This is a genomic window from Klebsiella michiganensis, from assembly GCF_002925905.1.
GTDB classification, from domain to species: Bacteria; Pseudomonadota; Gammaproteobacteria; order Enterobacterales; family Enterobacteriaceae; genus Klebsiella; species Klebsiella michiganensis.
The window spans coordinates 55,395-76,474 of sequence record NZ_PRDB01000013.1; the positions used below are offsets into that span (position 1 = coordinate 55,395).

The 21,080-nt window shown below is 57.3% G+C and carries 18 protein-coding genes; 7 read left to right on the forward strand and 11 right to left on the reverse strand.

Annotated elements, in window-relative coordinates; translation table 11 throughout:
• Positions 1-56: 56 nt before the first annotated feature.
• From CDA56_RS22375 to CDA56_RS22400, 6 genes are all read right to left on the reverse strand, one after another.
• Positions 57-1,163, reverse strand: a complete 1,107-nt coding sequence (locus CDA56_RS22375; RefSeq protein ID WP_004849064.1) for an ABC transporter permease — start codon at positions 1,161-1,163, stop codon at positions 57-59.
• Positions 1,164-1,283: 120 nt separating this feature from the next.
• Positions 1,284-2,417, reverse strand: a complete 1,134-nt coding sequence (locus CDA56_RS22380) for an ABC transporter permease (protein ID WP_038424238.1) — start codon at positions 2,415-2,417, stop codon at positions 1,284-1,286.
• A complete protein-coding gene (locus tag CDA56_RS22385) occupies positions 2,407-4,146 on the reverse strand; it encodes an ATP-binding cassette domain-containing protein (RefSeq protein ID WP_025108108.1) in 1,740 nt (579 codons plus the stop codon). The genes CDA56_RS22380 and CDA56_RS22385 overlap by 11 nt, the downstream gene beginning before the upstream one ends.
• Complete coding sequence (hlyD, locus tag CDA56_RS22390) at positions 4,143-5,135, reverse strand: secretion protein HlyD (protein ID WP_102803324.1); 993 nt, start codon at positions 5,133-5,135, stop codon at positions 4,143-4,145. Before hlyD ends, CDA56_RS22385 begins: the two co-directional genes overlap by 4 nt.
• Positions 5,132-5,809 carry a transcriptional regulator CecR gene (gene cecR, locus CDA56_RS22395; RefSeq protein WP_102803325.1) on the reverse strand — a complete coding sequence of 226 codons (678 nt, stop codon included), beginning with the start codon at positions 5,807-5,809 and terminating at the stop codon, positions 5,132-5,134. The genes hlyD and cecR overlap by 4 nt, the downstream gene beginning before the upstream one ends.
• 71 nt (positions 5,810-5,880) lie before the next feature.
• The gene (locus CDA56_RS22400) at positions 5,881-6,804 is read right to left on the reverse strand and encodes a LysR substrate-binding domain-containing protein (protein WP_014837871.1); all 924 of its coding nucleotides are present in this window, start codon (positions 6,802-6,804) and stop codon (positions 5,881-5,883) included.
• Positions 6,805-7,145: 341 nt separating this feature from the next.
• On the opposite strand from CDA56_RS22400, the gene CDA56_RS22410 reads away from it, so the two are divergent.
• The 7 genes from CDA56_RS22410 (at position 7,146) to ybiB (ending at position 16,133) form a co-directional block, all read left to right on the forward strand.
• Positions 7,146-8,477 (forward strand): MFS transporter, encoded by a 1,332-nt coding sequence (locus CDA56_RS22410; RefSeq protein WP_032748828.1) that lies wholly within the window; start codon positions 7,146-7,148, stop codon positions 8,475-8,477.
• Between the two features lie 49 nt (positions 8,478-8,526).
• Positions 8,527-9,276, forward strand: a complete 750-nt coding sequence (locus CDA56_RS22415) for an SDR family NAD(P)-dependent oxidoreductase (RefSeq protein WP_014228506.1) — start codon at positions 8,527-8,529, stop codon at positions 9,274-9,276.
• Positions 9,277-9,289: 13 nt separating this feature from the next.
• Positions 9,290-10,135 (forward strand): transketolase, encoded by an 846-nt coding sequence (locus CDA56_RS22420; protein WP_014228507.1) that lies wholly within the window; start codon positions 9,290-9,292, stop codon positions 10,133-10,135.
• Positions 10,135-11,127, forward strand: coding sequence for a transketolase family protein (locus tag CDA56_RS22425; protein WP_014837873.1), 993 nt, complete (start codon positions 10,135-10,137; stop codon positions 11,125-11,127). The genes CDA56_RS22420 and CDA56_RS22425 overlap by 1 nt, the downstream gene beginning before the upstream one ends.
• 300 nt (positions 11,128-11,427) lie before the next feature.
• Positions 11,428-12,777 (forward strand): ATP-dependent RNA helicase RhlE, encoded by a 1,350-nt coding sequence (gene rhlE, locus CDA56_RS22430; protein ID WP_025108102.1) that lies wholly within the window; start codon positions 11,428-11,430, stop codon positions 12,775-12,777.
• Between the two features lie 200 nt (positions 12,778-12,977).
• Positions 12,978-15,122, forward strand: coding sequence for an ATP-dependent DNA helicase DinG (dinG, locus tag CDA56_RS22435; RefSeq protein ID WP_032748835.1), 2,145 nt, complete (start codon positions 12,978-12,980; stop codon positions 15,120-15,122).
• A gap of 42 nt (positions 15,123-15,164) precedes the next feature.
• Positions 15,165-16,133, forward strand: coding sequence for a DNA-binding protein YbiB (gene ybiB, locus CDA56_RS22440; protein ID WP_014228510.1), 969 nt, complete (start codon positions 15,165-15,167; stop codon positions 16,131-16,133).
• Positions 16,134-16,268: 135 nt separating this feature from the next.
• On the opposite strand, the gene ybiJ is transcribed toward ybiB, so the two are convergent.
• From ybiJ to CDA56_RS22465, 5 genes are all read right to left on the reverse strand, one after another.
• Complete coding sequence (gene ybiJ / locus CDA56_RS22445) at positions 16,269-16,529, reverse strand: DUF1471 family protein YbiJ (RefSeq protein ID WP_004130722.1); 261 nt, start codon at positions 16,527-16,529, stop codon at positions 16,269-16,271.
• Positions 16,530-16,813: 284 nt separating this feature from the next.
• The gene (locus tag CDA56_RS22450) at positions 16,814-17,080 is read right to left on the reverse strand and encodes a DksA/TraR family C4-type zinc finger protein (protein WP_004130731.1); all 267 of its coding nucleotides are present in this window, start codon (positions 17,078-17,080) and stop codon (positions 16,814-16,816) included.
• A gap of 68 nt (positions 17,081-17,148) precedes the next feature.
• Entirely contained in the window at positions 17,149-17,826 is a 678-nt protein-coding gene (ybiX, locus tag CDA56_RS22455) for a PKHD-type hydroxylase YbiX (RefSeq protein WP_025108099.1), read from the reverse strand.
• Between the two features lie 45 nt (positions 17,827-17,871).
• Positions 17,872-20,160 carry a catecholate siderophore receptor Fiu gene (locus tag CDA56_RS22460; protein WP_032748841.1) on the reverse strand — a complete coding sequence of 763 codons (2,289 nt, stop codon included), beginning with the start codon at positions 20,158-20,160 and terminating at the stop codon, positions 17,872-17,874.
• A 297-nt stretch (positions 20,161-20,457) separates the two neighbouring features.
• Positions 20,458-21,072: a flavin reductase family protein gene (locus CDA56_RS22465; RefSeq protein ID WP_025108097.1), complete on the reverse strand. Its 615-nt coding sequence runs from the start codon at positions 21,070-21,072 to the stop codon at positions 20,458-20,460.
• Between the last annotated feature and the right edge of the window lie 8 nt (positions 21,073-21,080).

The following is a 21,080-nucleotide window of genomic DNA, read 5'->3' on the forward strand; positions in this document are numbered from 1 at the left end:
GTGACTGGGGGGAGCAAGGCGAGCCAGCACAGTTGTGGCTTGAACGATGACGAGTATTACGCGATCTTTCTTCGGAACATCGCATACGCCGCCGAGCCGGTGGTGGCCGCTATGACCAGTAGCGGCCACAAACTTCCCCACACGATTTCCAGACTCGCATCCTTCAAATAGATCTGCTTGGTGATATCGGTGAAATGACGAATCGGGTTCACCCACGTCAGGTTTTGTAGCCATACCGGCATATTTTCCACCGGCGAAACGTAGCCGGAGAGTAAAATCGCCGGCATCATAAAGACGAATACGCCGATAAACGCCTGCTGCTGCGTGGAGCACAGCGACGAAATCAGCAGTCCGAATCCTACCAGCGACAGACCGTAAACGATCATCGTGAAGTAAAACAGCAGCAGTGAGCCAGCGAAGGGAATCTGATAGGCCCAGATACCGATCCCCAGCACGATGGTCGCCTGCAGGGTGGCGACAATCAGCGCCGGGACCGCTTTACCGATAAAGATCTGCCAGGTTGCCAGCGGCGAGACCAGCAGCTGGTCGAGCGTCCCCTGTTCGCGCTCGCGGGCAACGGAGAGCGAGGTGACGATCATTACGCCGATGGTGGTGATCATGGCGATCAGCGACGGCACCACGAACCATTTGTAATCGAGATTCGGGTTATACCAGTTGCGTACCACCAGCTCGCTATTGTTCGGTTTGGCTTTGCCTTCCAGCAGGTCCTGCTGATAGCTTTTGACGATCTGCTGGAGGTAGTTGGCGGCAATTTGCGCGCTGTTGGAGTTGCGCCCGTCCAGCAGCAGCTGGAGCGGGGCGGTCTGGTTGGTGTCGAGGTTGCGCGAAAAATCCGCCGGGAAACGCACGACCAATAGCGCTTTTTGTTCATCGATGGTCGGTCTTATTTCCTGAGGGCTTTTCAGTAACAGCACGTGGGTGAAGGCTTTGGCGCGGGCAAAGCGCTGGGTCAGCTCCACGGCGTGCTTGCCGTTGTCTTCGTTATAGATGGCGATGGTGGCGTTCGTTACCTCCAGCGTGGCGGCAAAGGGGAACAGCAGCACCTGAATGAGCACCGGCATAATCAAAATCGCCCGCGTCTGCGGTTCACGCAACAGCGACTGTAGCTCTTTGCGGATTAACGTCCATAAGCGATGAAACATCTTATATTCTCTCTTTATACTGCTTTGTATTCCCGGACTGCGCTTATCCTGGCTACCCAATCTGGCAGAAACGGTAGCCCGGGTAAGACGTTAGCCGCAACCCGGGGGCACGCAGGCAAATTAATCCAGACGCCGTTTGGTTTTCAGCCACGTCAGGCCGATAAACATCACCGCCGAGGCGATTAAAAACATCACGTTCACCAGCAGCACCACCGGGATGTTGCCCGCCAGAAACAGGCTTTGCAGGGTGCTGACAAAATAGCGCGCCGGGATCACGTAGGTCACCGCGCGGATTATCGCCGGCATGCTGTCTATCTGAAAAATAAACCCGGACAGCATAATTGAAGGCAGGAATGCGGCATTCAGCGCCACCTGCGCGGCGTTAAACTGGTTGCGGGTAATGGTGGAAATCAGCAGCCCCATTCCCAGGGTGCTCAGCAAAAACAGGCTGGTGATAAAAAACAGAATCACCAGCGAACCGCGAAAGGGCACGCCGAGAATAAACACCGCCACCAGCATACACAGCAGCATCGCCAGCATGCCGAGGAAATAGTAGGGGATCAGCTTGCACAGCAGCAGCTCGGCGCGCGTAATCTCGGTCGACAGCAGCGCCTCCATGGTGCCGCGCTCCCACTCGCGGGCCACCACCAGCGAGGTCAGGATCGCGCCGACTACCGTCATAATGATGGTAATCGCGCCGGGGATAATAAAATGCTGGCTGATCGCGGCCGGGTTAAACCAGTAGCGCGTCTGCACGTCGATTAGCGGCTCGAAGGTTTCGCCGCGATCTTCCGCCCGCTGCTGCTGCCAGATTTGCCAGATGCCTTCGACGTAGCCCTGAGCGAAGTTAGCGGTATTCGGTTCGCTGCCGTCGGTGATGAGCTGGATCGGCGCATCGTCGCCGGGGCGGGCCATCTTCTGGTCGAAGTCCACCGGCAGGGTTACCAGGGCGCGAATGCGTCCCGCCTGCATCATCTGCACCAGTTCCTGGCGGTTATCGCTGATGGTGGCGTCGATATAAGGGGAGCCGGTCATGGTATGGACAAAATCTAGCGCCTCTTCGCTCTGCTGCTCCAGCAGCACGCCCACCCGCAGCTTGCTGGAGTCGAGGTTAATCCCGTAGCCAAAGATAAACAGCAGCAGCAGGGGGATGACCACCGCAATCAGCCAGCTGCTGGGGTCGCGGACAATCTGCCGCGTCTCTTTCACGCACAGGGCGCGTACGCGCCGCCACGATAGCAGTTTAGCGCTCACCGGCGTTCTCCTTATCCCAGTCGTGAATGAGGGTGATAAACGCCTGCTCCATCGTCGGGTCAGGCTGTTCATCATCCGCCGCCAGCGCCTTCAGATCGTCCGGCGTGCCGCTGGCGATCAGTTTGCCGCGATAGACCAGGCCGATACGATCGCAATACTCCGCTTCATCCATAAAGTGGGTGGTGACCATCACCGTCACGCCTTTATCTACCATGCTGTTGATATGCAGCCAGAATTCGCGGCGGGTGAGGGGATCGACCCCGGAAGTGGGTTCATCAAGAAACAGGATATCCGGCTCGTGCATCAGCGAGCAGGCCAGCGCCAGGCGCTGTTTATAGCCGAGCGGCAGATCGTCGGCGGCCTGCCGGGCGATGCTTTTCAGGCCAAACGCCTCGCTCATGCTGGCGATTTTGTCGTTCTGCGCCCGTCCGCGCAGGCCGTAGACGCCGGAGAAGAAGCGCAGGTTCTGCTCAACGGAAAGGTTGCCGTAGAGCGAGAACTTCTGCGCCATATAGCCCAGATGCTGACGCGCCTTGCCGGAGCTGACTTTCAGGTCCATGCCCAGCACCAGCGCTTTCCCGGAGGTGGGGACCAGCAGGCCGCACATCATCTTAAACGTCGTGGACTTTCCCGCGCCGTTAGGCCCGAGGAGGCCGAAAATCTCCCCGCGTTTGACCTGAAAATCAACGTGGTCGGTGGCGGCAAAATCGCCGAATTTCTTGGTCAGGGTCTGCGCCTCAATCACCGTGTCCTCATGGGAGCCTTCCACGGTGTGGATAATGTTGCCCAGCGGCGATTCGGCAGTACCGGCGCCGCCCAGCAGGTCGATAAAGGCATCCTCGAAGCGCGGCGCGGTTTCGGCGACCTCCAGCGGCGGCATATCGCCAGCCTTCTGTACATCGCTGATGCTGGCCTCTTTTTTAAGGATCAGGCGTACCGATTTACCCTGAATCACGCCATCGCTGACCTGCGGTAGCTTCAGCGTACGCTGGAGGAGGCGGCGGTTATTCTCCCGGGCGCTGGAAACCAAAAAGCTGCGTCCGGCCATGGTCTGCGTCAGCTCTTTTGGCGCCCCCTGGTAGAGCAGCTGGCCCTCGTTCATCAACAGAACGTCCCGGCACTGCTCGGCCTCATCAAGATAAGAGGTGCTCCAGAGGATCAGCATTCCGTCGCCCGCCAGTTCGTGCACCATCTGCCACAGTTCGCGGCGGGAGATAGGGTCGACGCCGACGCCGGGTTCGTCCAGTAGCAGGACTTTCGGTTCGCCGACGAGGGTGCAGGCCAGGCCAAGTTTCTGCTTCATGCCGCCGGAAAGCTTGCCCGCCAGCCGGCCGGTAAAGGGGCCGAGGGAGGTAAACTCCAGCAGCCTGGCGAAGGTTTTTTCCCGCGCCTCGCCGGTCACGCTGCGCAGATCGGCGTAGAGCGTCAGGTTTTCCATCACCGTCAGATCTTCATACAGGCCGAATTTCTGCGGCATATAGCCGAGCACCGCATGCAGGGCGCTATCGTCGGCAATCGGGTCGAAGCCGATCACTTTTGCGCTGCCTGCGTCGGGCTTCAGCAGCCCGGCGAGCATGCGCATCAGGGTGGTTTTTCCGGCGCCATCCGGGCCCACCAGACCGGTCACATAGCCGGAGTGAATGGTGCAGTCCAGCGGCGCGACGGCCGGGCGATCCATGCCGGCAAAGCGCCGGGTCAGGCCGCTCAGCGTAATCACGTCCTCGCTCATTGGCCGTTTCCGTGACTGAAGGTGACGGTGACCGGCATCCCCTGGCGCAGCGCGTCGTCGGCATCAGTGACCACAATACGCAGGCGATAAACCAGATCGGTGCGCAGGTCCGGCGTTTCCACGGTTTTCGGCGTGAATTCAGCGGTAGGGGAGACGAAGCCAATTTTGCCGCGGTAGGGTTTATCCGGGCGACTATCGGTGTAAAGCAGCACTTCGCGACCCGGCTGGGCCTGACCGAGGTTTTTTTCATCGATATAGGCGCGTACCCACACCGGATGGGTTAACGATAACGTCATCACCGTGCCGCCAGCGCTGAGCATGCTGCCCGGCTCGACGGCGCGGGTCATCAGCGTCCCGTCGGACGGCGAGGTCAGCGTGGTATCGTGCAGATCCAGCTTCGCCTGCGCCAGCGCGGCCTGCGCCTGTTCAAGGCTGGCTTTGGCCTGGGCGATTTCCTGCGGACGATTACCGGCGCGGTACTGGCGCAGCTTATCCAGCGCGGACTTCAGCGTCGCCTGGGCCTGATCGCGCGATGAGCGGGCGTTTTCCAGGTCGTTAGCGGAGATGGCGCTGCTTTTGCGCAGCCCCAGCTGGCGCTGGTAAAAATTCTGCGCATAGTCGTAAGCGGCCTGCGCCTGGTTGACCGCGGCGGCGGCCTGAGCGATCTCTTCCGAGCGATACCCCGCCATCATCAGATCGTACTGCGCCTGGGCGGTGGAAACGTTGGCCTGAGCCTGCTGCAGGGCATTCTCGTAGGGCGCTCGGTCCAGCTCGCCCAGGGTCTGCCCGGCTTTAATCGCATCGCCCTCGTCGACGCTGAGCGACGCCAGCCGCCCGCCCACGCGGAAGCTGAGGTTGACGGTACGAATATCCACGTTGCCATACAGCGTGAGCGCTTTCTGCTGGCTGCTCTGGTACCACCACCAGCCTCCGCCAATGACAGCGGCCAGCAGGAGAAGCAGCACAACGACGATGAGCGGTTTTTTCATGACTCCAGACTCCTTTGCGATAATCCTTCCAGAACGAAATCAATATGGCAGGTGATAACCTCAATAATTTGCGCGGTTTTGTTCCGATCGAACTCAGCCCAGCCCGCGCGGCGCAGCACCGTTTCCCGACCAAGGCGAAAAGCGAGAACTTCGCCCAGCAGCGCGTGGGTGTGGAGGACCATTTCCGTGCTGTCAGCGTTAAGGCCGGTATAGGCGGCGATTAAGCGGGTCAGGTAGCAGTGTAGCGGAGCAATCACCTGATCGTGGATGAGCCGGTAGGCCGGCGTTGGCGACAGCTGCTCGCGGGAGATAAATTTGCTCAAATTGACGGTGTCGTCCTGGGTCAGCAGCAAAATCAGATTCTGGCAGGCGCCCAGTATCAGGGTGCGCATGGCGGCTTTATCCGGAACAGGCTCAGCGCACAGCGCTTCCGCCGCCTGCGCGTGGGGGCGGAAATTGTGCTCGATAAAATCGGCAATCCACTGGGCGCAGGCGAGATAGAGATCGTCCTTGGAACCAAAATAGTAGGTAATGGCGGCGATATTCTGCCCGGCCTGGGCGGCAATATCGCGGGTTGTGGCGTGCAGGCCGTATTCGCCAAACTGGGCGATTGCGGCGGCGATAAGCTGGCTTTTCGCCTGCTCGCCCTTACTGGTCGTGGGAGTGGTTGTCATCGCGCGAGAAAAGTTAATCAATCGATTGATTAACTCTAGGCGCAGGTTGGCGGTTTGTCCACCGTTTGCTGCTAGATATGAAATCCTTCGCGACTCAGCTCTTCGGCAACCCAGGCAAAGAAGATCTTCACTTTCTCTTTTTGTTCATTCGGGTGCGGTAGAACGAAGTGATGCGCGTTAACCGGCATGCTGACGTCGCGGGTAAAGACGGGTTCCAGGTGGCGTTGGCTCACGCTCTGCCCGGCCAGCAAATTACTCTCAAGAATAATCCCCATTCCCATCCGGGCAGCCTCAATACTCATATAGGAGCGGTCAAAATTAAAAATAAAGTTTTTATTCCAGCCGCGAACCTTATGCCACGACAGCCAGTTGCTCCAGCCGATCAGCGTGCTATCGGAATGAATAAGGTCGCAGGCCAGCAGGTCTTCAATGGACTGAACGTCGCGGCCGGCTAAATAAGTCGATGAGCTAAAGGGGAGCACGCGTTCATTTTTTATGGTCTTGACCACCAGGGTTGGCCACTGTGAGAGCCCGTGGCGAATATCGATATCAATATTATCGCGGGAGAACTGGATGCTTTCATAAGAGCAGGTCAGGCTAATTTTAAGCTCCGGCCAGGCCTGGCGAAATTTATTCAGACGGGGCATCAGCCACAATAATCCAAAGCTCGGTGCGGAATGAATCCGTAAATAATCCTGGTGGATATCATTAATCACCTGGTTAGTGGCCTGACCAATAATATTTAACGCCCCGGAAACCTCTTTAAGGTATTTTTCGCCAATTGTGGTTAATACCATCCCTTTACTGCTACGGGAAAATATCTTTTTCCCCAGATACTGTTCCAGGCTGGCTATCTGATGACTTACCGCGGAGGCCGTAATATTAAGATTCTCTGCCGCCAGGTTCAGGCTGCCGGTATCAGCCACTTCAATAAAGGCCTGAATATTACGTAAGGATGGCATCGGCAAGCTTTTATTCTGCAGCGGCTGGTTCATGATTTCCTCCGGCGGGGGGAATAACGCAAGGCGGTTTTTTTACTCAGAAAGAAGGACGTCCAGCCGTTATCCCAGAAAATGATGGTCAGCATAGCACAGCCGGAAAATAAGTGATGGCGCAATCCGTGATGAAGTTAACAGTTTTTAAATGCACAACTCTCGAAAAAAATAATTGACAGGAATTTGAGTGCAGTCACGAAGCAAATTTTTCTCACGCGCAATTGAGCTTTTTTGAATACTCTTTCTTTTTGGGATTGTTATATTGCAACTACAGGCCTGATAACAGGGCGCGATGCGGTAAGGGTCGCGACAAAAAACATAAAAAATAAAGAGGATACCCTATGTCACGTATAGATACTGTTGTCTGTACTGACGCCAGAAAAACAAAATATCGTTTCGTGGTTTTGACGATGATTTTCCTGGTGTATGCCATAAATTACGCCGACAGAACGAATATCGGTGCGGTACTGCCGTTTATCATTGACGAGTTTCATATCAACAACTTTGAGGCCGGGGCCATCGCCAGCATGTTTTTCCTCGGCTATGCGGTAAGCCAGATCCCGGCCGGTTTTTTTATTGCCAGACGCGGCACCCGGGGACTGGTCTCGCTGTCTATTTTCGGCTTTTCCGCTTTTACCTGGCTGATGGGCACCGTGAGCTCGGTATTTGGCCTGAAGATGGTGCGACTGGGGCTGGGGCTTAGCGAAGGGCCGTGCCCGGTGGGGCTGGCTTCAACCATTAATAACTGGTTCCCGCCGAAAGAGAAGGCCACGGCAACGGGCGTCTACATCGCCGCCACCATGTTTGCGCCGATAATCGTACCGCCGCTGGCGGTGTGGATCGCGGTTACCTGGGGCTGGCGATGGGTCTTTTTCTCCTTTGCGATACCGGGGATTGTGGCGGCGGTCGCGTGGTACCTGTTGGTTAAGTCAACGCCCGCGGAAAGCGGATTTGTTTCGCAACGCGAACTGGAAGAGATTAATGCCGGGCGTGAAACCGATAAAAACGCCGTCCGCGAAAATATATTAATTGCCGACCGCTTCACCTGGCTGGATAAAATTATTCGGGTGAAAAAGATGGCGCCTATCGATACGGCGAAAGGATTATTTACCTCGAAAAATATTCTTGGTGACTGTCTGGCCTATTTTATGATGGTCAGCGTGCTGTACGGGTTATTAACGTGGATCCCGCTGTATTTAGTGAAAGAGCGCGGTTTTGACGTGATGAGTATGGGCTTCGTGGCGAGTATGCCGTGCATCGGCGGCTTTATTGGCGCGATTGGTGGAGGCTGGATCTCGGATAAAGTGTTAGGCCGCCGGCGTAAACCCACCATGATGTTCACCGCGATTTCAACCGTGGTCATGATGCTCATTATGCTGAACATTCCAGCAAGCACCTTGGCGGTATGTATTGGATTATTCTTTGTCGGTTTTTGTTTGAATATTGGCTGGCCGGCTTTTACCGCCTACGGAATGGCCGTTTCGGACAGTAAAACCTATCCGATTGCCTCTTCTATTATTAATAGCGGCGGCAACCTTGGCGGCTTTGTCGCCCCGATGGCCGCCGGTTTTTTACTTGATCAGACCGGCAGCTTTAATTCTGTATTCACCTATTTCGGTATCTGCGCCGCAATAGGTCTGGTGGTGATTCTTTTCCTCGATGAGCCACAATAACGGCAATATTTCTGTTAATTAATATGACGTCATGTCATGGAGTGAAAATATGTTATTAAAAGATAAAGTCGCCATTATTACTGGCGCGGCCTCCGCACGCGGTTTGGGTTTTGCCACCGCCAAATTATTTGCCGAGAACGGCGCCAGCGTGGTCATTATCGACCTCAATGGCGAAGCCAGCAAAGCCGCAGCGGCGGCCCTGGGCGAAGGCCATCTTGGTCTGGCAGCGAACGTCGCCGATGAAGTTCAGGTGCAGGCCGCAATCGAACAGATTCTGGCGAAATATGGCCGGGTCGATGTGCTGGTGAATAACGCCGGCATTACCCAGCCGCTGAAGCTGATGGAAATTAAGCGCGCCAACTATGACGCTGTGCTGGACGTCAGCCTGCGCGGCACGCTGCTGATGTCGCAGGCGGTTATTCCGGCGATGCGGGCGCAAAAATCGGGCAGCATTGTCTGTATCTCTTCGGTTTCCGCCCAGCGCGGCGGCGGTATCTTCGGCGGCCCGCACTACAGCGCGGCAAAAGCCGGTGTGCTCGGCCTGGCGCGGGCGATGGCGCGCGAGCTTGGCCCGGATAACGTCCGCGTAAACTGCATCACGCCCGGGCTGATTCAGACCGATATTACCGCCGGCAAGCTGACCGACGACATGACGGCCAATATCCTCGCCGGGATCCCGATGAACCGTCTGGGCGATGCGGTGGATATCGCGCGCGCCGCCCTGTTCCTCGGCAGCGATCTCTCTTCCTACTCGACCGGTATCACCCTGGACGTGAACGGCGGCATGTTAATCCACTAAGCGAGGCAAGCAGATGAAGATGACAGAAACACAACAAGTTGCCGCGGCGGCGTGGCGTATTCGTCGCTATGCCCTGCAAATGGGCGAAGTCCAGGGGCAGGGCTATATCGGCCAGGCATTAGGCTATGCGGATGTGCTGGCCACCGCCTTCAGCCACGCGATGCGCTACCGTCCGGAAGATCCGCAGTGGGAAGGGCGTGACCGTTTTCTGCTCTCTCACGGTCATTACGCCATCGCCTATTATGCGGCGCTGCTGGAAGCGGGAATTATCCCGGAAGAGGAGCTGGAGACCTACGGTTCCGACGACAGCCGCCTGCCGATGTCGGGCATGGCGACCTATACGCCTGGAATGGAGATGTCCGGCGGCTCGCTGGGGCAGGGGCTCTCCATCGCCGTCGGGATGGCGCTCGGTCTGAAGAAGAAGGGCAGCGCATCCTGGGTTTTTAACTCTATGTCGGATGGGGAGCTGGACGAAGGTTCAACCTGGGAAGCGGCGATGTCGGCGGCCCACTACGGCCTGACTAACCTGATTAACCTCGTTGACGTGAACAAACAGCAGGCGGACGGCGATTCGCGCAAAATTCTCGGCTTTGAGCCGCTGCATGAAAAATGGGCCGCCTTCGGCTGGTACGTGCAGCGCGTGGACGGTAACGATCTGGCGGCGGTGGTGGCCGCCTTTGATAACGCGAAAAATCATGCGGGCAACCAGCCGCGGGTCATTTTATGCGACACGCTGATGGGCAAAGGGGTGCCGTTCCTTGAAACCCGCGATAAGAACCATTTTATCCGCGTCGATGCCGACGAATGGCAAAAAGCGATTGCGGTGCTGGACGCCAACAAACCGGAAGGAGTGCTGTAATGAGCCAGAGTAAACCACGCTTAAAAACGTCGGCGATGATCGCCTCCATTGCTGATGAAGGTCAGGCGACCGTTTCCGCGCCGTTTGGCGTCGCGCTCTCGAAGCTGGCTGCCCAGCGCCCGGAAATCGTCGGTATGACCGCGGACCTGTCAAAGTATACCGATCTGCATATTTTCGCCCAGGCCTTTCCGGATCGCTTCTTCCAGATGGGAATGGCGGAGCAGCTGCTGATGGGGGCCGCCGGGGGAATGGCGAAGGAGGGATTTATTCCCTTCGCCACCACCTACGCCGCTTTTGCCACCCGTCGCGCCTATGATTTTATCCATCAGGTGATTGCCGAAGAGCATCTGAACGTGAAGATCTGCGCGGCGCTGCCGGGCCTGACCACCGGCTACGGGCCGAGCCATCAGGCAACGGAAGATCTGGCGATTATGCGCGGCATTCCCGGCATGGTCATCGTCGATCCCTGCGATGCGCTGGAGATAGAGCAGGCGGTACCGGCGATTGCCGACCACGACGGTCCGGTGTATATGCGTCTATTGCGCGGTAAGGTGCCGCTGGTGCTCGATAAATATGATTATCAGTTTGAGCTGGGCAAGGCGAAGCTGCTGGAGGACGGTAACGATGTACTGATTATCTCTTCCGGGCTGATGACCATGCGCGCCCTCGAGGCGGTTGAAAAACTGCGGGCCGATAATATCAGCGCGGCGGTGCTGCATGTCCCCACCATCAAACCGCTTGATGAAAAAACGATCGTTGCGCAGGCTTCGAAGCCCGGCCGTCTGGTAGTGACCGCGGAAAACCACACGTCGGTCGGCGGGCTGGGGGAGGCGGTTGCCGCGCTGCTGATGCGTAAAGGCGTACGCTGCGAGTTGGATACCGTCGGTTTGCCTGACGAATTCCTGCTGGCCGGCGCGCTTCCGACGCTGCACGACCGCTACGGCATCTCCACCGCGAAGATGGTCGAAAAAATTAAGTATCGCCTGCGTTAATCGCTTTCGCCGCCGCGTTCTGCGGCGGCGTTTCTCCGCTTTTGTTCGCGGTTTCCCCGTCGAGGCATTAAACGGGCTATTTCGGGGACGCCTGGCGCGAAGCGCCATCGCCGCTTCTCATCGACAGGACGGGGAACAGTGGTTTGTTAGCCGGAGGATTCTTTTCGGCAGATTTTATGCGGTTCGTCACAAAATCTGCTAGACTGCGCAGCTTCATGGCATTGTGGTTTTTGCCATCTCTTTCGCAATAATCTCCCTGAAAACTACGCCTGTGACGGGCCGGGGCGGTTCGGAGTTGTTATGTCTTTTGATTCCCTTGGCCTGAATCCTGAAATCCTGCGCGCCGTCGCTGAGCAGGGCTACGTTGAGCCAACCCCAATTCAGCAGCAGGCTATCCCGGCAGTATTACAGGGGCGCGATCTGATGGCCAGCGCTCAGACCGGTACCGGCAAAACGGCGGGATTTACGCTGCCGCTGCTTCAGCATCTGATCCAACAGGAGCCGCATGCTAAAGGGCGTCGCCCGGTGCGTGCGCTGATCCTGACCCCAACGCGCGAGCTGGCGGCGCAAATTGGCGAGAACGTCCGGGATTACAGCAAATACCTCAACGTTCGCTCGCTGGTGGTGTTCGGCGGCGTGAGCATTAATCCGCAGATGATGAAGCTGCGCAGCGGCGTCGATATCCTGGTGGCAACGCCGGGTCGTCTGCTGGATCTTGAACATCAGAACGCCGTGAGCCTCGACAAAGTCGAAGTGCTGGTGCTGGACGAAGCCGACCGTATGCTGGATATGGGCTTTATTCACGATATTCGCCGGGTGCTGGCGAAGCTGCCGGCCAGACGTCAGAACCTGCTGTTCTCCGCAACCTTCTCCGATGACATTAAATCGCTGGCGGAAAAGCTACTGCATAACCCGCTGGAGATCGAAGTCGCCCGCCGCAACACCGCCTCTGAGCAGGTGAGCCAACTGGTGCATTTTGTCGATAAAAAGCGCAAACGCGAGCTGCTGTCGCAGATGATCGGTGAAGGTAACTGGCAGCAGGTGCTGGTCTTTACCCGCACCAAGCACGGCGCAAACCATCTGGCGGAACAGCTCAATAAAGACGGCATCCGCAGCGCCGCTATTCACGGCAACAAGAGCCAGGGCGCGCGTACCCGCGCATTGGCTGACTTTAAATCCGGCGGCATTCGCGTACTGGTGGCCACCGATATCGCCGCGCGCGGTCTGGATATTGAAGAGCTGCCGCACGTGGTGAACTACGAGCTGCCAAACGTACCGGAAGACTATGTGCACCGTATCGGTCGTACCGGGCGCGCCGCGGCAACGGGTGAAGCGCTGTCGCTGGTTTGCGTTGATGAACATAAACTGCTGCATGATATCGAACGCTTGCTGAAAAAAGAGATCCCGCGTATTGCCCTGGCGGGCTACGAGCCGGATCCATCGATTAAAGCCGAGCCGATTCAGAACGGTCGTCAGCAGCAGCGCGGCGGCGGTCGCGGTGGCCAGGGTCAGGGCCGCGGTGGCCAGGGGCAAGGTCGCGGTCAGCAGTCCGCTCCGCGTCGTACCGATGGCGAAGCGCCGAAAGCGCGAACTCAGGACGGTAAGCCTCCTCGCCGTCGTCGCCCGCGCAAACCCGCCGCGGCGGAGTAACGCTATCCCGTCACTCCTGTGGCGAGTGTCGCAATCGCGCGGCTAAGCCACTGATGGGTTGTCCGGGTAAGACTCCTTACCCGGACGCGCTTCGCTCAGCATAACCTCGAGCGTGATTCCAGTTTGCTCAGAAAGACGTTCCTTCCGACGGCTAAAAAATGGCACAATAGTGGCTGTTTATACAGTATTCAGGTTTTCTCATGGCTTTGACCGCAGCGCTGAAAGCGCAAATCGCCGCCTGGTATAAGGCGCTTCAGGAACAAATCCCTGACTTTATTCCCCGTCCTCCGCAGCGGCAGATGATTGCCGATGTGGCGAAGACGCTCGCCGGGGAAGAGGGGCGACATCTGGCGATAGAAGCCCCGACCGGCGTCGGCAAAACCTTGTCATACCTGATTCCCGGCATCGCCATTGCCCGTGAAGAACAAAAAACGCTGGTGGTCAGTACCGCCAACGTTGCTCTGCAGGACCAAATCTACAGTAAAGACCTGCCGCTGCTGCGCAAAATCATTCCCGACCTGCGATTTACCGCCGCCTTTGGCCGCGGGCGCTACGTCTGCCCGCGTAACCTGGCCGCGCTTGCCAGCACCGAGCCAACGCAGCAGGATTTACTGGCCTTTCTTGATGACGAACTCACGCCTAACAACCAGGCGGAACAGAAGCTGTGCGCGACGCTGAAAGCGGACCTTGATAGCTACAAATGGGACGGCCTGCGCGATCATACCGATAAAAATGTGGATGATTCATTATGGAGCCGCCTGAGCACCGATAAAGCCAGCTGCCTGAACCGCAACTGCCACTATTATCGCGAATGTCCGTTTTTTGTCGCCCGCCGGGAAATCCAGGAAGCGGAAGTGGTGGTGGCGAACCATGCGCTGGTAATGGCGGCGATGGAAAGCGAAGCGGTGCTGCCGGAACCGAAGCATCTGCTGCTGGTGCTGGATGAAGGCCACCATCTTCCGGAGGTGGCCCGCGATGCGCTGGAAATGAGCGCGGAAATCACCGCCCCCTGGTACCGCCTGCAGCTGGATCTTTTTACGAAGCTGGTCGCGACCTGCATGGAGCAGTTTCGCCCTAAAACCACGCCGCCGCTGGCGAATCCCGAGCGTCTGAATGGGCATTGCGAGGAGCTCTACGAGCTCATCTCCTCCCTGAATAATATCCTCAATCTGTACATGCCGGCCGGGCAGGAGGCGGAGCACCGCTTCCCGATGGGGGAGCTGCCGCAGGAAGTGATGGAGATTTGCCAGCGGCTGGCGAAGCTCACCGAAACGCTGCGCGGTCTGGCGGAGCTGTTCCTTAACGATCTGGGCGAAAAAACCGGCAGTCACGACGTGGTGCGTTTGCACCGGGTTCTGCTGCAGATGAACCGCGCGCTGGGAATGTTTGAAAGCCAAAGTAAACTGTGGCGGCTGGCATCGCTGGCGCAGTCCTCCGGCGCGCCGGTGACGAAATGGGTCACCCGCGACCTGCGGGACGGCCAGATGCATATCTGGTTCCACTGCGTGGGGATCCGCGTCAGCGATCAGCTGGAGAGGCTGCTGTGGCGCAGCGTCCCGCATATCGTCGTTACCTCTGCGACGCTACGCTCGCTTAATAGCTTTTCGCGTCTGCAGGAGATGAGCGGGCTGAAAGAGAAAGCGGGAGACCGCTTTGTGGCGCTGGATTCGCCCTTTAATCACGTCGAACAGGGTAAAATCGTCATTCCGCAGATGCATTACGAACCGCTTATCGATAACGAAGAGCAGCATATTGCCGAGATGGCCGCCTATTTCCGGGAACAGGTCGAGAGCAAAAAGCATCTCGGCATGCTGGTACTCTTCGCCAGCGGAAGAGCGATGCAGCGGTTTCTCGAACACGTTACCGATCTGCGCCTGCTGCTGCTGGTTCAGGGGGATAAGCCTCGCTACCGGCTGGTCGAGCTGCATCGTAAACGCGTTGAAGGCGGCGAGCGCAGCGTACTGGTTGGGCTGCAATCCTTTGCGGAAGGCCTGGATTTAAAAGGCGAACTGTTAAGCCAGGTGCATATCCACAAGATCGCTTTCCCGCCGATTGACAGCCCGGTGGTGATCACCGAAGGCGAATGGCTCAAAAGCCTCAACCGCTATCCGTTCGAAGTTCAGAGCCTGCCCAGCGCGTCATTCAACCTGATTCAACAGGTTGGCCGCCTGATCCGTAGCCATAGCTGCTGGGGAGAGGTGGTAATTTATGATAAACGCCTGTTGACCAAAAACTACGGTAAGCGTTTATTGAATGCATTACCCATATTTCCGATAGAGCAGCCAGCCGTCCCTGAGGTTATAGTAAAAACTAAAATAAAACAGACGCGTCGCAAACGGCGTTAGCGGTGCAATGTCGACGCGGTGAGAAGCTCAGAGGAGCCTGCAATGGACTACAGCAAGATCGTTAAAGAAGTCGGGCGCGGAAAAAACCACGCTCGCGACCTGGATGTGGAAACGGCGCGCGCGCTTTACTCGCGGATGCTTAACGGCGAGGTGCCTGACCTTGAGCTCGGCGGCATTCTTATTGCCCTGCGCATCAAGGGCGAAGGTGAAGCGGAGATGAAGGGCTTCTATGAAGCGATGCAGGAGCACACCATTAAGCTGACGCCGCCGGTCGGCAAGCCGATGCCGATTGTGATCCCCAGCTATAACGGCGCGCGTAAACAGGCTAACCTGACGCCGCTGCTGGCCGTCCTGCTGCATAAGCTCGGCTTCCCGGTTATCGTTCACGGCGTGAGCCACGATCCCACCCGCGTGCTGACGGAAACCATTTTTGACCTGATGGGGATCCCGGCGACGCTTCACGCGGGCCAGGCACAGGCGCGGTTAGATAGTCACCAGCCGGTTTACGTTCCGGTCGGCGTATTTTGTCCGCCGCTGGAAAAACAGCTGGCGATGCGCTGGCGCATGGGCGTGCGTAACAGCGCCCACACCCTGGCCAAGCTGGCGACGCCGTTTGCCGAAGATGCGGCGCTGCGCCTGTCGAGCGTTTCGCACCCTGAGTACGTCGGTCGGGTCGCGAAATTTTTTGCCGGGATCGGCGGCCGGGCGCTGCTGATGCACGGTACTGAAGGCGAAGTTTACGCTAACCCGCAGCGCTGCCCGCAGATTAGCCTGATTGATGAGACCGGTACGCGGGTGGTTAACGAGCGTCAGGATGGCGCCGCTGCGCAGGCAGTCGCTCTGCCGGAGTCAAAAGACCCCGAAGTGACCGCGCGCTGGATCGAGCGCTGTATGGTCGGGAGCGAACCGCTGCCGTCATCGTTGAAAATTCAGCTGGCCTGCTGTCTTCTGGCCACCGGCGTGGTCTTGTCTCTGGAGCAGGGGCTGGCGAAGGTGGCTGAGAGCTGGTAACTCTATCGCAGGATCGCAGGCAAAAAAAAGCCCGTCCAGTGGCATGGACGGGCAAGGCAAGGGTATTAAAGGATCTTACAGGGTTAAAACAGTGGCATTACAGGGTGTTGCTGTTGCTACAGGGATAACTGACGATTATTTATAGATAACCGCAGTACCGCTCAGTTTGTTGTTGCTGTTAGCGGAGGTAATGCTATAGCCGGTTGCACCAGCGGCCTCGGCTTTTTCAGCCAGTTTAGCTTCCAGTCCATCCAGCGTCGTCGCGCCTTCAGCGGAAACCACACCAATTTTGTTCATGCTCTCTGCCTGAGCCGATGTCACCGGCTGAGCGGCGAACGCGCCGAAAGACAGAGCGGAAAGGGCGATAGCGGCGGCAGCATATTTGATGTTTTTCATAGTTAATCTCTCGCAGGTTGTTCTGTATAGGGGACGATGTTCCGTCGATGTGATAAGTATCACGGTTTTTAGCGGGAGATAAAATCGAAGGAAATTAACAGTCTTCATCTAATTTTTTGAATGATTATTAATTTATTGAATATTAATAAATTATTTTAGCCGGCGGCGGCGAAACAGGTCGGGGCGGCGAACGGGGGGCTGGAAGGGCACATTTTGCCACGCCGTTTGCCAAAAAACGTGCGCGAAAAGATAACGCGATGTGCGTAATGAACGGTAAATATTGGTCAGCGAAGCTGGCTATCCTTGGAGCCTCTGCGATTATATCCTGAAAATGTATTGTTATGTAAATCTTTCTCCTGTTGGCATTTTACGCAGTATTTCACCCCCGCCACCGCCCGTCGGCGCGCCTCAGGAATCGGCTCCCCACATTCTTCACAAAATTTGTTGCTTTCCCCCGATGACAGTTCGTTTCGCGCCCGAGCTATCGCGTCGTTGATGGTGCTGTCGATCTGTTCCTGCACCGCGTCATCATTCGCCCAGCCTGATGCCATAGTTCACCTCGCTATCTCGCCTCTCTTTAGTATAGAGAATATGGGGATAAAAAATGACCAGACAAGGCTCAGATCTCTGACCATTCGCGCAGCAGGTTATGGTAAAGATTAAGCAGAGACAGGACTTCGTCACTTTCGCCGTGGCGGCTTTTTAATTTCTGAATATTGCCATCCAGTTCAAACAGCATACTGCGGCGTTTATCGTCGCGGATCATTGACTGAACCCACAAGAACGAGGCGACGCGAACGCCTGAGGTCACCGGGGTGACGCAGTGCAGGCTGCTTGAAGGATAGAGCACCAGGTCCCCGGCAGGGAGCTTAACCGAATGCTGTCCGTAGGTATCGTTCACGACCAGCTCACCGCCTTCGTAGCTCTCCGGGGGGCTTAAAAAGAGCGTGGCGGAAAGATCGGTGCGCATCCAGCCTCCCTGCGCCTGGCTGCGTACCGCGCCGTCGACGTGGAAACCATAAGTTTCGCTCTGCTGATAACGATTAAACAGCGGGCTGGAAATCGCTTTCGGCAGCGCGGCGGCAAAAAACAGCGAGCTGCGATTCAGCGCCGCCAGTACGTTGCCCTGAAGTTCGCCGTAACGATTGCTGTGGGTATCAACCTGCTGGTTATTTTTGACCTGGGCGCCCAGATCGCCGGTCGTCACGCGCCCGTCGACCCATTCCGCCTGCTGCAGCTGAGCGATAAAATCGTCCACTTCCTGAGAGCTGAGAACGGCGGGAATATGATACATCATCGTTTTATCTCCGGAGAAAACGGGGCGCAGCCGCCCCGGTGTGGATCAGAAGTGCATATTGGCGGTGAGCACGAAGGTTCGCGGTTCGCCCGGGTGATAACGGTAGCCGCTCTTGTTAATCGAGGCGACATAGTCGGTATCAAACAGGTTGTAGACGTTCAGCTGCAGGTCGAGATTACGGTTAATGCGATAGCCGACTTTGGCATCAGCCACCCAGTAGCCTTCGGTATAGGAAGGCGTGCCGACCGCACCGTCGCTGCCGCGATGCATGCTGCCGACGTATCGCGCGCCGGCGCCGACGGCGATCGCATCGGTGGCCTGATACTGGCTCCAGAGGGTAAACGCGTGCTCTGGCGTATACGGCAGCGCGCTGGTGCCATCCTGGGCGGTATTCGCGCCTTCACGAACGCTGGCGTGCTGTTGGGTATAGCCGCCAATCACCTGCCAGTCGGGCGTGATATTACCGGCCAGAGAGATCTCATAGCCTTCAACGCGCTTCTTACCGTACTGCGAATAGCTGCCGTCGTCGTTCTGCTCGACTTCGTTTTCAATATCGGTGCGGAAGAGGGCGGCGGTCAGCAGCAGGCGCTTATCCATCAGCTCCCACTTGGTGCCGACTTCGCTGGTTTTGGCCTTCTGCGGTTTAAAGTCGGTTCGGTTGGCGCTGCTGCCGGTGCCGCTTTGCGCGAGGGTGAAGTTGCTCCCTCCCGGCGGCTGCTGGGAGACGGCGTAGTTGACGTAGAGGTTGCCGTTATCGGTCAGGTGGTACAGCGCGCCGGCCTTCCAGTTAACCAGGTTACCGCTGGTTGAGGTATCGACGGTGGTGACGGGGGTATTTTTCGCGACTCCGGTCGGGCAGGCGATGGCGCCGCGTCCGGTACCGCCGCACAGGCTGGCGCTATCGTATTTGGTCTGGTAGTTATCCAGACGGATCCCGCCGTTAAGTTCGACGTCCTGGGTTATCTGCAGCGTATCGAAAGCATAGACGCCGAAGGTATCCGTCTGTCCGTTAGCGTTGGCGCCGCTGCGGTTCAGGCCGCCGATGGAGATATCGCTGTTCGGATGATAAATATTCACCGCCGGAGGCGTGAGCGGATATACCCCGTAGTTGGTCTGAGTTTCGCGGGTAAATTCCACACCGGTGCTGACGTCATGACCGATGGCCCCGGTATAGAACGTCGACGTCAGGTTAGTCTGGTTGGTCAGGATCTTGTTGCTAATGTCTTTGGTATTCGCCAGGCGCGACCAGGTCCAGGTGCCGACATCGTTGGGGTTTGGCTGAGTGATGTTTGACGCGCCGCCCATCACCGCAGTCATCAGGTAATCCTGCTTCACGCGAGACCAGCGGGTGGTGTTTCGAATCGTCGTCGTGTCGCTCAGGTCGTGCTCGAAGCGCATCGTCACGGTATCGGTTGTGGAATCATCGTAGTCGGAGTCGGTGCCGTAGAAGTTGCTGGTGGCGACCTTGCCGGAGTGATTCAGCGCCGAGGTGCTGGCTCCAGGGGCGGAATAGCCCGGCAGACCGATGGTGGGAATGCCGCCGTCGGGCGTGTTGTGCTGGGTTACGTGCAGATAGTTAAGATACAGGCGGTTTTCGGTGCCGAGGCCAAATGCGGCCGATGGCGCGACGCCGTAACGCTCGTTTTTCACCTTGTCCCGGCCCGCATCGTGGGTTTTCTCGCCCATCAGATTCAGACGCACCGCGCTGGTTTCGCCAATGGCCTCGTTAATATCCAGGGTGCCGCGTCGGAACCAGGCGCTGCCCGCGCTGGCGGAGGCGTCGATGCCGGAATCGAGGCGCGGCTGTTTGCTGATCATATTGATTGAACCGGTCGGCGCGCTGCGTCCGTAGTCGGAGCCTGAAGGTCCCTTGATGACTTCGATCTGCTCGGTATTAAAAGTATCGCGGCTGACGCTGCCGATATCGCGGATGCCGTCGACGTAAATGCTGTTGGAAGTGTCCGCCCCGCGCATGTAAATCGCGTCGCCGGTCGTCGAGTTGCCGTTTTCGCCGGCAAAGAAAGCGCCGACGCCGGGAACGTTTTTCAGCGCGTCGGTGAGGTTAGTGACGCCCTGGTCCTTCATCACCTGCTCAGAGACCACGCTAACCGTCCGCGTCGTGTCGGCGATCGGGCGTGAAAATTTAGGATCGGCGGAGCGGGTCGGCGCGTACAGCGATGGCGTCTGCGCTTCGACCACCAGCGTTTCGCCGCTATTTTTTTCAGTGCTATCCGCGGCAAGCAGCTGGCCGGTCGGAGAAAGACTCAGGCATAAGCCGGTGAAGAGAGTGAGCGAGTGAAAACTGCTGAACGGCAAATTGTTATTTTTTTCCATATCAATAAGTGACTTATAATTTTAATTAGGCCATAACGACCGCAGACGAAGCGTTGCTTCGCCCCGACCACTGCAGGTGATTTTTTACAAAAGCAATGAGTTTGATAATGATTGTGATAATCATTATCAAACAACAGGCGAATTTCTATCACTCATTTATAAAAAAATAAATACATTTATTTACATTGGCTGCATTTTTTCTACATAAAGGCGCGCCGGGCAGGCGAGGTTGTCGCGGGAAATGGCATTCAGCTACCCGGCCTGGAAAACGGCGCTAGTACAGGCCGGGTGGGAGGGTTAGCGGGCGTCCGGACGAACGAGGTCAAAGCGCAGGCTTTCATCAATGCCATAATAGGCGCTGGGGCCTCCGGCGCGCAGAATCGGCTGGGCCCTGGCGGTCTGGTAAATTCCGTCTTCCAGCAGCGATTCATCGATATGCACCGCCACCACTTCGCCCAGCACCAGCCAGGTGTCAACCGCTCGCCCTTCTGCGGTCGTTAACTGGATGCATTGTGAAAGGCGACACTCGAAGTTTACCGGGCTTTCGGCGACCCGCGGCGCGCTGACGATGCGGCTGGGAGCGGCAGTCAGCCCGGCGCGGATGAATTCATCTTCATTATGGGGAAGGGTGGCGGAGGTTTCGTTCATCGCGACCGCCAGAGGCCGGGTGGCCAGATTCCAGACGAACTCTTTAGTCTCGGCGATATTCTGTACGCTATCTTTCCAGCCGCTGCTGGCAAAACCAATAATCGGCGGCCGATAGTTAAAGCAGTTGAAAAAACTGTACGGCGCGAGGTTACGCTGGCCGCTGTTATCAAGGGAGGCTATCCAGCCGATGGGGCGCGGCCCGATAATGGCGTTAAGCGGGTCGTGCGGCAGCCCGTGTCCGTGCGAAGGTTGGTAGAAATACATACGACACC

Coding starts and splice junctions, on each gene's coding strand:
- CDA56_RS22375 (WP_004849064.1), bottom strand. CDS start 1,163: ATGTTTCATCGCTTATGGACGTTAATCCGCAAAGAGCTACAGTCGCTG.
- CDA56_RS22385 (WP_025108108.1), bottom strand. CDS start 4,146: ATGAGCGAGGACGTGATTACGCTGAGCGGCCTGACCCGGCGCTTTGCC.
- hlyD (WP_102803324.1), bottom strand. CDS start 5,135: ATGAAAAAACCGCTCATCGTCGTTGTGCTGCTTCTCCTGCTGGCCGCT.
- cecR (WP_102803325.1), bottom strand. CDS start 5,809: ATGACAACCACTCCCACGACCAGTAAGGGCGAGCAGGCGAAAAGCCAG.
- CDA56_RS22400 (WP_014837871.1), bottom strand. CDS start 6,804: ATGAACCAGCCGCTGCAGAATAAAAGCTTGCCGATGCCATCCTTACGT.
- CDA56_RS22410 (WP_032748828.1), top strand. CDS start 7,146: ATGTCACGTATAGATACTGTTGTCTGTACTGACGCCAGAAAAACAAAA.
- CDA56_RS22415 (WP_014228506.1), top strand. CDS start 8,527: ATGTTATTAAAAGATAAAGTCGCCATTATTACTGGCGCGGCCTCCGCA.
- CDA56_RS22420 (WP_014228507.1), top strand. CDS start 9,290: ATGAAGATGACAGAAACACAACAAGTTGCCGCGGCGGCGTGGCGTATT.
- CDA56_RS22425 (WP_014837873.1), top strand. CDS start 10,135: ATGAGCCAGAGTAAACCACGCTTAAAAACGTCGGCGATGATCGCCTCC.
- rhlE (WP_025108102.1), top strand. CDS start 11,428: ATGTCTTTTGATTCCCTTGGCCTGAATCCTGAAATCCTGCGCGCCGTC.
- dinG (WP_032748835.1), top strand. CDS start 12,978: ATGGCTTTGACCGCAGCGCTGAAAGCGCAAATCGCCGCCTGGTATAAG.
- ybiB (WP_014228510.1), top strand. CDS start 15,165: ATGGACTACAGCAAGATCGTTAAAGAAGTCGGGCGCGGAAAAAACCAC.
- ybiJ (WP_004130722.1), bottom strand. CDS start 16,529: ATGAAAAACATCAAATATGCTGCCGCCGCTATCGCCCTTTCCGCTCTG.
- CDA56_RS22450 (WP_004130731.1), bottom strand. CDS start 17,080: ATGGCATCAGGCTGGGCGAATGATGACGCGGTGCAGGAACAGATCGAC.
- ybiX (WP_025108099.1), bottom strand. CDS start 17,826: ATGATGTATCATATTCCCGCCGTTCTCAGCTCTCAGGAAGTGGACGAT.
- CDA56_RS22460 (WP_032748841.1), bottom strand. CDS start 20,160: ATGGAAAAAAATAACAATTTGCCGTTCAGCAGTTTTCACTCGCTCACT.
- CDA56_RS22465 (WP_025108097.1), bottom strand. CDS start 21,072: ATGTATTTCTACCAACCTTCGCACGGACACGGGCTGCCGCACGACCCG.